General features: G+C 67.7%; 9 protein-coding genes. 1 reads left to right on the top strand and 8 read right to left on the bottom strand.

What is annotated here, in order from left to right:
- Nucleotides 1-93 precede the first annotated feature (93 nt).
- Genes ACFVYE_RS46720 through ACFVYE_RS46705 form a run of 4 tightly spaced genes read right to left on the bottom strand, consistent with a single transcriptional unit; the run spans nucleotide 94 to nucleotide 5,559 of the window.
- Complete coding sequence (locus ACFVYE_RS46720) at nucleotides 94-330, bottom strand: hypothetical protein (protein ID WP_389609649.1); 237 nt, start codon at nucleotides 328-330, stop codon at nucleotides 94-96.
- A 2-nt stretch (nucleotides 331-332) separates the two neighbouring features.
- A complete protein-coding gene (locus tag ACFVYE_RS46715) occupies nucleotides 333-1,211 on the bottom strand; it encodes a hypothetical protein (protein WP_389609647.1) in 879 nt (292 codons plus the stop codon).
- Complete coding sequence (locus tag ACFVYE_RS46710) at nucleotides 1,208-3,496, bottom strand: WD40 repeat domain-containing protein (RefSeq protein ID WP_389609645.1); 2,289 nt, start codon at nucleotides 3,494-3,496, stop codon at nucleotides 1,208-1,210. Before ACFVYE_RS46710 ends, ACFVYE_RS46715 begins: the two co-directional genes overlap by 4 nt.
- Nucleotides 3,493-5,559: a hypothetical protein gene (locus ACFVYE_RS46705; protein ID WP_389609643.1), complete on the bottom strand. Its 2,067-nt coding sequence runs from the start codon at nucleotides 5,557-5,559 to the stop codon at nucleotides 3,493-3,495. Before ACFVYE_RS46705 ends, ACFVYE_RS46710 begins: the two co-directional genes overlap by 4 nt.
- Nucleotides 5,560-6,055: 496 nt before the next feature.
- Here ACFVYE_RS46705 and ACFVYE_RS46700 point away from each other — a divergent pair, with 496 nt between their 5' ends.
- The gene (locus ACFVYE_RS46700) at nucleotides 6,056-6,265 is read left to right on the top strand and encodes a hypothetical protein (RefSeq protein WP_389609651.1); all 210 of its coding nucleotides are present in this window, start codon (nucleotides 6,056-6,058) and stop codon (nucleotides 6,263-6,265) included.
- Nucleotides 6,266-6,452: 187 nt separating this feature from the next.
- On the opposite strand, the gene ACFVYE_RS46695 is transcribed toward ACFVYE_RS46700, so the two are convergent.
- The 4 genes from ACFVYE_RS46695 to ACFVYE_RS46680 form a co-directional block, all read right to left on the bottom strand.
- Entirely contained in the window at nucleotides 6,453-7,229 is a 777-nt protein-coding gene (locus ACFVYE_RS46695) for an HNH endonuclease family protein (RefSeq protein WP_389609641.1), read from the bottom strand.
- A gap of 422 nt (nucleotides 7,230-7,651) precedes the next feature.
- Nucleotides 7,652-8,317 (bottom strand): hypothetical protein, encoded by a 666-nt coding sequence (locus tag ACFVYE_RS46690; RefSeq protein WP_389609639.1) that lies wholly within the window; start codon nucleotides 8,315-8,317, stop codon nucleotides 7,652-7,654.
- Between the two features lie 94 nt (nucleotides 8,318-8,411).
- Nucleotides 8,412-9,296 (bottom strand): NucA/NucB deoxyribonuclease domain-containing protein, encoded by an 885-nt coding sequence (locus ACFVYE_RS46685; RefSeq protein WP_389609637.1) that lies wholly within the window; start codon nucleotides 9,294-9,296, stop codon nucleotides 8,412-8,414.
- Nucleotides 9,297-9,534: 238 nt separating this feature from the next.
- Nucleotides 9,535-9,736: hypothetical protein (locus tag ACFVYE_RS46680; protein WP_389609635.1), on the bottom strand; the 202-nt coding region annotated here is incomplete at its 5' end.

The following is a 9,736-nucleotide window of genomic DNA, read 5'->3' as shown; positions in this document are numbered from 1 at the left end:
CCGGAACAGAACCCACAACTCATCCGGCGCCAACCGCTCAACCAGATCCTTCATGCACGATTCAACGAGCGACAACCCCATAAGAAACGACGTCTAAGCACTTTTCAGCTTTCGGGCGCCGGTCTTCTTCGCCGCGGCCTTGGCTGCGGTCTTTTTCGCCGGGGCCTTCTTTGCGGTCGCCTTCTTGCGGGGCTTCATCTCGTGGATGGTGGCGTGCTCGCCCTCGCCGCGGGATTCCTTTGCCTTCTTCACTGAGGCGTTCAGAGCGGCCATCAGGTCGATGACACCGCCGCGCCCGGAGCCGTCGGAAGACAGGAGCAGCCGTGTCACCGCTACAGCCCCAGGAAAGGCGCCAGCGTGGCGGCGGTGGCTTTGCAGGACAGGTAGTTCTTTGCGTGGTGGAACCCAAAAGTCGGGTGAATTGGATCGGTGAGGTCCTCGCTGATCCCGGTGAAGGCCCGGGCAAGATGGGGCGGGATGGCCACCGGGTCTCCGGGATCGGCAATGTTCACCCATCGGGCCACACCTGCGGGGCGCAGGCCGAAGCGGGCGGGCGGGGCGCCGGTGGGAGCGGGGATGAGGCGGTCGAAGACGCCGTGTGGAAGGGCGAGGGGCGAGCCCATCGTCACCAAGAGCTCCACCTGTAGTTCGGGATGTGCGTGGAGGGCTTCGTAGGTCACCACAGTGCCCAGCGAGTGGGCGAGGACAACCCGGGGGCGGTGCCGGGCGATCCTCGCGGCGACTTCCTCCCGCACGGCAGCGCGCGCCGGGGAGTCGATGTCGGCCAGGTAAGTGGCCACCTCACGGAAGAAGACCCGGATGAAGAGTTCGGTCAGTCGACCGTCCAGGCTGAACTTCTCCGCCACCCAGGAAGCGGCATACCGCAGCGGCATCGTCAGCGCCCCCTGGGCGACGCGCCGGGGCGCCCCCAGTTCCGCCAGCCAAGCCGCTATCAGCTCCTTGGCCAGTGGATCGTTCAACTCGTCCGTATCCTGCGGGCCTTGGACGGTTGGGCCAGAGTGAAGGAGGGGTGCGTAGTAGGCGAAGTCGAGGGCGAGGCGGGCTGTCTCGATCCCCATCCCGACAGCGAGGTGGCGCGTCCAACTCTGGATGTGCCCCACGCGTACTTGCTCGGCCGTGGCGCGGGCATCGCGATATCCCACGCCATGCACGGCCACGACGGCCAAAGGCTTGCCGCTGCTACTGCTCATCGAAGCCTCCTGAAGACCGGTTCCAGGGTGAGCGCGATGACTTCATGTCCCATGCCGAGTGCGACCGTGCCATCCGCGGTGATCGTCTTGCACTCTGCGGGGTGGGGAAGCGTAAGCGCTGTCAGGCACGATCCGCTGTTCAGGTCCCACACCTGTTCCTCTCCGTTGCTGCCGCTGGTGATGGCGACGGGTCGGCCGTCCACCACCGCCGTCGCCACCGCGCCCACCCCGCCGGAGTGACCGGTGAGGGTGTGAGTAGTACGGCCCGTGGCCAAGTCCCACACCTGCACCGTGCCGTCGTAGCCATTGGTGATGGCGACGGGTCGGCCGTCCACCACCGCCGTCGCCACCGCGAACACACTGCCAGTGAGGGTATGGGTGTAAGTGGTGCGGCCGGTCGTCAAGTCCCACACCCGCACCGTGGGGTCTCCGCCGCAGGTGATGGCGACGGGCCGACCGTCCACCACCGCCGTCGCCACCGCACCCACCCCGCCGGAGTGACCGGTGAGGGTGTGAACGGCATCACCGGTGGCCAGGTCCCACACCCGCACCGTGGAGTCTCCGCCGCAGGTGATGGCGACGGGCCGACCGTCCACCACGGCCGTCGCCACCGCACCCACCCCGCCGTCGTAACCGGTGAGGGTGTGAGTGAGGGTGTGCGTGGCATCACCGGTGGCCAGGTCCCACACCCTCACCGTGCCGTCGTAGCCTCCGGTGATGGCGACGGGCCGACCGTCCACCACGGCCGTCGCCACCGCACCCACCCCGCCGGAGTGACCGGTGAGGGTGTGAACGGCATCACCGGTGGCCAGGTCCCACACCCGCACCGTGCCGTGGTCTCCGCTGGCGGTAATGGCGACGGGCCGACTATCCACCACCGCCGTCGCCACCGCACCAACCCTGGTGCTGTGGCCGATGATCGTGTGAATGGCACGGCCGGTGGTCAAGTCCCACACCCTCACCGTGGGGTCTCCGCTGACGGTGATGGCGACGGGCCGGCCGTCCACCACGGCCGTCGCCACCGCACCCACACTGCCGGAGTGACCGGTGAGGGTGTGCGTGGCATCACCGGTGGCCAGGTCCCACACCCGCACCGTGCCGTCGTAGCCGCCGGTGATGGCGACGGGCCGGCCATCCACCACCGCCGTCGCCACCGCGAACACACTGCCGGAGTGACCGGTGAGGGTGTGAACGGCATCACCGGTGGCCAGGTCCCACACCCGCACCGTGGAGTCGCTGCCGCCGGTGATGGCGACGGGCCGGCCATCCACCACGGCCGTCGCCACCGCACCCACCTCGGTGCTGTGGCCGGTGATCGTGTGAATGGCACGACCGGTGGTCAATTCCACCACCCGCACCACGCGGTTGTACTTGTGGTCGTAGTCGATGGTGACGGCGACGAGTCGGCCGTCCACCGCCGCCGACGCCACCACCTTGCTGATGAGGTTGTGCCGGGTGGTGCGGCCGGTGGTCAAGTCCAACACCCGCACCACGCCGTTGTAGTCGTTGGTGATGGCGACGGGCCGACCGTCCACCACCGCCGTCGCCACCGCCACTACCCTCACCTCGCCGATGAGGTCGTGCTGGGTGATGCGGCCGCTCGTCAAGTCCCACACCCGCACCGCGGGATCTCCGCTGACGGTGACGGCGACGAGTCGGCCGTCCACCACCGCCGCCGCCACCGCCTGCACCTCGCCGGTGTGGCTGGTGATGGTGTGGGTGGTGCGGCCGGTGGCCAGGTCCCACACGCGCACCGTGCCGTCGTAGCCGCCGGTGATGGCGACGGGCCGGCCGTCCACCACCGCCGTCGCCACCGCGCGCACTGAACTGGGGTGGGTGAGGGTGACAGTGAGTGCACCCGACACCTGGGTACCGGTCGCCCACAGTGGCTTCCAGCCAGCGCCGCGGGCGAAGTCGTGGCTGAGGTCCGCGGCCTGGAATCGGGCAGCGTCGAGGGCGAGAATCTGCCGACGCTGGTCGGCGTCGAGGTCTCGATGGATGCCCTGAGAGGCGCGGTAGACCGCAGCCGCCAGGCGCGCGTCCGGGGCGGTCGCCTGGCGCAGAGCAGCGGTCACCGTCTCGGGATCGGCGTGGACGAGGAAGCCTGCATCCTGGAGGAGCTCGTCCGCCAGTCCGGCGCTCGCAGCGTGCTGGGCGGCGTGGCGCACCAGGTAGGGCTCGGCGACGTGCCAGGCGGGTCGTTCATTGTCTGCGCGAGGCAGCGAGGCGATGAGCTGACGGAAGATGGCGTCGGCGAAAGGCTCCGGGCGAATGGCTGTGCTCATGTGTACTGCCCCTGTTCCTGAGGGCCGAACGGGTCGGCCTGTAGGCGTTCGGCGAGACCTTCGTGGAAGAGCCGGTACAAGGTGGTGCCGTCGGTATCGATGTCCTGACGCAGGTAGAAGCGCACCTGTTCCAGGGCTTCTTGGACCCTGCGCGAGGACAGAGGATCTGTGCCAGGCGTGAACACGGCGGCGGCGTTGGCGATGATGCGCTCGGGCATGCCGGAGCCCCTGGCATGGGCCACAGCAGCCAGGACCGCGCGGGCATCGGGCTGATCCGCACGCCGGGCGAGATCGAGTTCGAGCAGATCAGGCAGGTCTCGGGGGACTTGGAGGCCGAGTTCCCGGGCACGGCCAGGGTCGTGTTCGGTGGGCAAGGTCAGGACGTGGTGAAGGTAGAGTCCTGCGACCAGGAACTCGCCCCAACCCAGAAGCTTCGGCTCATCCGATGAGGCTTCGCTCCACGTCGGATCGCCCTTGCCGGTCAGGCGTTCCGCGATGCCTTCGGCGAGCGCGTTGGCGGCGTTCACGAAATCGCGAGCGGCGTAGGGGGTGTCGACGGCGAGCAGGTCGCCGACGTACTGCCGCACCGCCTGATAGGTGTCGGCCGGTTGGGTGTGGTCGAGGTTGATCAGCCCATTGGTGTCCTGCGCCAGTTGCAGCAAGGCGGTGAACGGCGGCTCGGAGCGGGTGCCAACCAGCAGCCGTATCCCGGTATGACCGGCGACGGCAGCGCGGGCCAGGGGTAACAGCAGGGCCTGGGTGATGTCGTCGGGACGTTCAGCTTCGTCGAGCGCGTCGATCACCAGCGTGTATCCTCCGGGACCGGCGAGCTGAATGAGCTGCTCTGCGTCCCAGCCTTCGGCAGGCCGGTCCTCGTCTTTCGCCCCCATCTGGCGCGCGGCGGAGTTGGCTATCTGGTCCAGATCGCGGCGCCGTGCATGCACCACGGCGAGTCGGTCATTGCACGCCGGCCTGGCAGGCAGCCGGAACCACAGATTCCGCGCCGGTTCGCGCAGCTGGGGGTGGGCGGCGCACACCAGAACCCCGAGCAGAGCCGATTTGCCGACCCCCGGTTTGCCAGTGACGGCCCGGAAGCCACCGCCCTCACCGTTGAGCCAGTCGGTCAGAACGCAGACCTCCTTATCCCGGCCGTGAAAGTATCCCTGCCCCAGACTGCGGTCCAGCGGTTCGCTGCCGGCACCCCGCAGCATGAAGTGCCGGGCATCGAATGCCTCGTCCACCAGAGAAGCGATTCCGGGATCGACCTCGGATAACGCGCGGGACCGGCGGCTGTCGTAGAGGGGGTTGGGGAAGAACGGCAGTTCCTCCAGATCTTCGACACGCTCGATGAAAGCAACGCGACTGCCGTCAACCAGCTGCTCGAAGCCTTCCTGCGCGCTGAGACTTGCCACTTCACGGGCGATCTCACGCCCCACCGTGGGCAGCGGAATGTACTTGCAGGACTGGTCCACCGTGGATGTGCCGTCAAGGTAATTCCGCAGCACGGTGCGTGTGGCCCTGCTCAACCGGTAGTCGAACGCCTGGTCCTGGGAGCCGGTCGCGGCGATGACCCAGGCACGACGACGGCCGACGGGCATCTCTTGATGCCAGGGCAGCGTCGCAGCGACTCCGGAATGACACAGATCCAGGATGAACAGCGTCAGCGGCCGCGGCTTATCGGGATGGGATTCGATCAGGCTGATCCACGACGACACTGGATCATCCAGGTTGCTGCCATCCCCGCCCACCACGTGCAGACCCCGCTCGCCGGTGTCGGCCAGCCGGCCATGCGCGACGAGATGAACGATCAGCACCTCAGACGGGCTCTTCAACGCCTTGCGGACCTCCTCGGCAAGATCAGCCTCCGAGTTCGCCGGACTGTGCTGCCTGTAGCCGAACTTGCGCACGACCTCGGTCACGTGCGCGGCATGCTGCGGCGCTTCGAGGAGGGGATCCAGCGCATCTAGAGGCGGCGGGCCCTCTTCGTCCCGCCCCTCCAACGAGACACCCAAGGCCAGCACTCTTCTGTCCGTAGCACCACTGCGACTGCCGCCGTCATCCATGCCCCCTGGCCCACTCCTCTGACAATCACGCACGACCCGGGACATCTACACAGCCCTGCAGGGACTCTCTGTGAAGTGCCCCTCAGTCCCGGCACTTGTCGCAATGATCCAACCTCCAGGGCTTATACGGCAATCGCCTGCACCAGAGCCCCTCCGACCTCCACTCATCGACACCCGCTGATGCGATCCGGAAGAATCGCCCACGATCGTGTGTCCGTGTGGCCCGGCGAAGCGAAGGGCAAGAGACCTGTGCGTCCGCGTACGAGTTGCCAGCCCTCCTCCGCGGTCAGCCCGAGGGATCGGACACGACCGTGAGACTGAAGGCACGAGACACGGCGTGCGACACCGGATGCAGCCGCAGGTCACAGCGCTGCTGTAGGACGTGAGCCGCGAGAACCTACACCGCCGCCCGTACTCCGATCCTCACGCCGGACCGGGACCTGCGCACCTGGGCCAGCCGGATGCGCCCGCCGTCACCCCGGGCCACCCTGAAAGCATGAGCGCCCCGGTAGTCGTCCACGGCCTGTCCCCATCGGGCGGGCGCAATGTCGCCATCAACGGACAGATCGCTGGGGTCGCCCGCGATGACCGTGACCTCGTTGAGTTCCTGAGGCGTGCCGGCCTCGATGACGCCTGGGATCTCTTCGACGACCCGCACTGGGTCGAATGGCGCGGCGGTCGGGCGCACCGGTATGAAGTCGCGTGAGCGGCCGCCCTAGCAGTCCGTTCGTGTTCTCGCTCGACCCGCGCTGCCAAGGACTGGCCGGGGCGCAGAAGTAGACCGGGATGTCGGTGGCCACCGACATAGTCGTCGAGGTGCTGGCCGGGGCGGGGAGGGCACGGGATCCTCACCGTGGTCCGACTGCGGTGAGGGTGCCACGCCCGACTGCCAGCTAGGCAATTACCTCGTACTTCACGACGGTGTCTGAGCAGCCCTGGGCGAGCTTCTCCAGCGCCGCCCGCTCCTTGTCGTCCGCGGTGAGCTTCCACCGCAGCTTGGTGCCGACCCAGTCGGCGCCGTAGGTGCACTGGGCGGAGGCGGCCGGCGGGAGCCACTCGGCCGGGTCCCGGTCGGCCTTGGACCGGTTCGTGTTCGCAGTGACGGCGACCAGGGAGCGTTCGGCATCGAGGTCGTTCGCGTACTGCTCGCGCCGGTCCGCGTCCCACTTCGAGGCCCCGGAGTCCCATGCCTCGGCCAACGGTACGACGTGGTCAATGTCGAGCTTCGTGGCCGCGTTCACGGTGACTTCGTCGTAGTAGCTCAGCCACTCGCCGCCGGTCAGCGCACACCGTGCCCCCTGCTCGGGTGCCTTGACCGCTTCCGCGATCAAGACTTCCTTCCTGGTGTCGCAACCGTCCTTGTCCGCATCGACCCACAGACGGAAGCTGTCGCGCTCGTACCCGGTGCGGTCCTCAGTCCCGGCCGGGATCTTCACGATGGCCTCAGCCAGGGACAGGCCGCTGCCGCCCGCAGGAGCGCCCAGTGCCGCGGACACCTTGCCCGAATGGGAGGCAGAGGCCGACGGCTTGGAGTCGGATCCCGAATCCGCTACGCCTGGATTGCACCCGACGAGTGACGCGATGAGGAGGGCGGCGATCGGGGCGATGGGGGCGAGGCGGCGTGCTGTCACGGCGGTACTCCAGCTGGTCAGGGGCTGATGCGCCCTCATGATCGCAGAAGTAACAGTGTGGTGACAGACGGTCAAATATGCAGGTGGTAAGTCTTGCTGCCCGGTGGTGGCATCGGCTTCGAGTGAGACCACCACCGGACTGGTACAGGGTGGCACGGGGCACTGACACGCCAGCCAGCCTGGCTTCTCCTGCGGTTGACCGCGCGTTCGAGGACTGCTCGTTGCCTCTTCCGCCCCTCCCTCTTGCCAGGACCGCGACGGTACCCGAGACCGTGGACGCAGCACGGGCCGGCGTCCGCCTTGCTGCCGCCCTGGCCCAATGGTTGGCCTCCGGCGCCGTGACACCCCTTGAGTACCAGTGAGGGGCGTTCATTCGCGCACTGCCCCTCCCCATCCTCCGGGTACGGGAGCACCCTGGTGGCTACCACGGCCAGTCCTGCAGTAGTGGGTACTCGCCCAGCTCAGTCAGCTGGGGTGTCCGGGGTACGGGTGTGCAGCTCGGCGTGCACGGGGGCCATGGGCATCTCCTCGGCGGGCGTGGGGGGCGTCGCCGCGTGGGATGCCTCCGCAGCCCTCGTCGCCTCGTACTCCTCGGGGCTGGCCGTGCGCCTGCGCCGGCCGACCTCGTCGGTGAGCCGGTGCCGGGTCTCCGGCGCTTGGGGGGCGGCCCAGATCTGGACGAGGTGCTCCTCCAGAACGGTGTCGCCCTCCTCCGCGTAGATGTCACCGACCGCGGACGCCGCGTCCCGTCCACGTGCGTGGATCCGGAACCTCCACCACTGGTGCTCCCCCTCCTCACCGAGGAGAGGGACTTCCACCAGGTCTTCGGAGAGAGGGTCGCCCACCAGTGGTCCCTCGGACGGGAAGTACAGGCTGACCTCGACGACCTCGTCCCAGCCCTCGCAGTTCAGCGGCGGCTCGGAAACGGTCACACCGAAGACGACATCGACATCACCGTAGGACGTCCCGGTCAGGATGGTGGCGTAGGTGGACGCCTGGTTGGTGTAGACGAGTCCGTTGCCCGCGAGCCGGTCGTCGATGTCCTGATCCGGCTCCTCTGCGTCCGTGTCCAGCAGAACGTACTGATGGTGAGACACCTGCACGCGGGCCGGGCCCTGGGCCGTCATTACTCTCCCCGTTCTCTCAACTCTCCGACACCGTGTTGCGGCCCGCCCACCTCAACAGGCAGGCGGGCCGCAGCATGAGCTGTGCGCTGTGGGGTCAGACCGCGACCCAGAAGCCATCCTTGTTCACAAGGCGCTCCTGCTTGTAGAAACCGATGATCCGGCCGCCCTGCTTGTCCTGCTCATTCTCCGGGACCATGGCGATGCCCCGGCTGGCCGCCGGGAGTGCCTTGCCCCCTTCGTGGGTCCGGGCGAACGGGTACTCGTCGCAGGACTTGCCGTGCGGCGGAGTCGTCCTCCCGCACACGGCACGCCTGTTCGCGGCCGCCTTCCTGTCATCGGTGAGGCGGTGCAGCGGGTGGCCGGAGCCGGGCTTGCCGTAGTGGCCGCCCTTCGCCTGGATCCGGCGGATGTTCTTCGCGATCTCCGGCAGCGTGCTCATGGTCGTCAGGGTGGGCTTGAACTTCGGGAAGACGCAGCCGGGACGCACCAGGCGGCGGGTGTTGGCCGCGTTCCAGAAGGTGTCGTCGCAGCGGAAGCCCAGTGAGGCGTACGAGAAGCTGCCCAGTGTGTATCCGGGCTTGGTGAACGTGAACGTGTAGTTCGCCGCGCTGCTGTGGGTCTTGTTCTTCTTGACCCCGTCGCTGTAGTCGACCTTTCCCGAGAAGGCGGATCCCAGGGTGTGCCCGGGCACGTGGCTGGACGCCTTGCACGGACTGCCGCAGGAGACCGACACCCCCATCCGGATGCCGCGGGCGTTGTTGACGATCGTCGCCTTGCTGACGCGCATGGTCTCCGACCACTTCAGCGACTTCTTGTTGAGGGTCATCTCGTGGCTGATCGTGAACGTCGCCGTACCGACCACGGCACGGTTATGGATCACCTCCACCGTCGCCCGGGCGGTCTCACACTCCGTGGTGCGGGTGTAGACGATGTTGCCGACCTTGCACCTGGCGGCGGCGCCGGTATCCGCGGCGGCCATCGTCGCCGGCCCCTTATCGACACTGGCCGCGAGGTGATCCGGGCCGGGCTCGGCCGCCGCCCCCATACATGTACCCGCAACGGCCACCGCCGCGACAGCGCTCACGGCAGTACGCATCCATCGGAAGAACACAGTGCTTCCCCCATGCCGTCGTACTACCCAGGCACCCTGTGCACCTGCCGCGACGACAGCGCGACGAAGCTACGACCGATACGACACCACACCATGCTGTTACGTCTCAAACGACTAAATAGCATGCGGAAATGACTGATTTGCAGCATGCGTAACAGAACGGACTTGCCATCTCCGAACAGGAAGACGCCTGGTCGCCTGAAGCGCAGGAAAGCGCGGCACCGGCCATGACCCGGGCCGGATCGCCACCGATCTCGCAGTGATGCTCGCCGACGGCGGCGAGGCGATCGCGGATCTGGCCGTTCTGC

This window comes from Streptomyces sp. NPDC058239, assembly GCF_042882185.1.
Lineage (GTDB): Bacteria > Actinomycetota > Actinomycetes > Streptomycetales > Streptomycetaceae > Streptomyces.
The sequence above is the reverse complement of the archived record's forward strand: the minus strand, read 5'-3'. Positions and strand labels throughout refer to the sequence as shown.

Coding starts and splice junctions, on each gene's coding strand:
- ACFVYE_RS46685 (WP_389609637.1), bottom strand. CDS start 9,296: ATGGCCGCCGCGGATACCGGCGCCGCCGCCAGGTGCAAGGTCGGCAAC.
- ACFVYE_RS46710 (WP_389609645.1), bottom strand. CDS start 3,496: ATGAGCACAGCCATTCGCCCGGAGCCTTTCGCCGACGCCATCTTCCGT.
- ACFVYE_RS46695 (WP_389609641.1), bottom strand. CDS start 7,229: ATGAGGGCGCATCAGCCCCTGACCAGCTGGAGTACCGCCGTGACAGCA.
- ACFVYE_RS46715 (WP_389609647.1), bottom strand. CDS start 1,211: ATGAGCAGTAGCAGCGGCAAGCCTTTGGCCGTCGTGGCCGTGCATGGC.
- ACFVYE_RS46700 (WP_389609651.1), top strand. CDS start 6,056: ATGAGCGCCCCGGTAGTCGTCCACGGCCTGTCCCCATCGGGCGGGCGC.
- ACFVYE_RS46705 (WP_389609643.1), bottom strand. CDS start 5,559: ATGGATGACGGCGGCAGTCGCAGTGGTGCTACGGACAGAAGAGTGCTG.
- ACFVYE_RS46690 (WP_389609639.1), bottom strand. CDS start 8,317: ATGACGGCCCAGGGCCCGGCCCGCGTGCAGGTGTCTCACCATCAGTAC.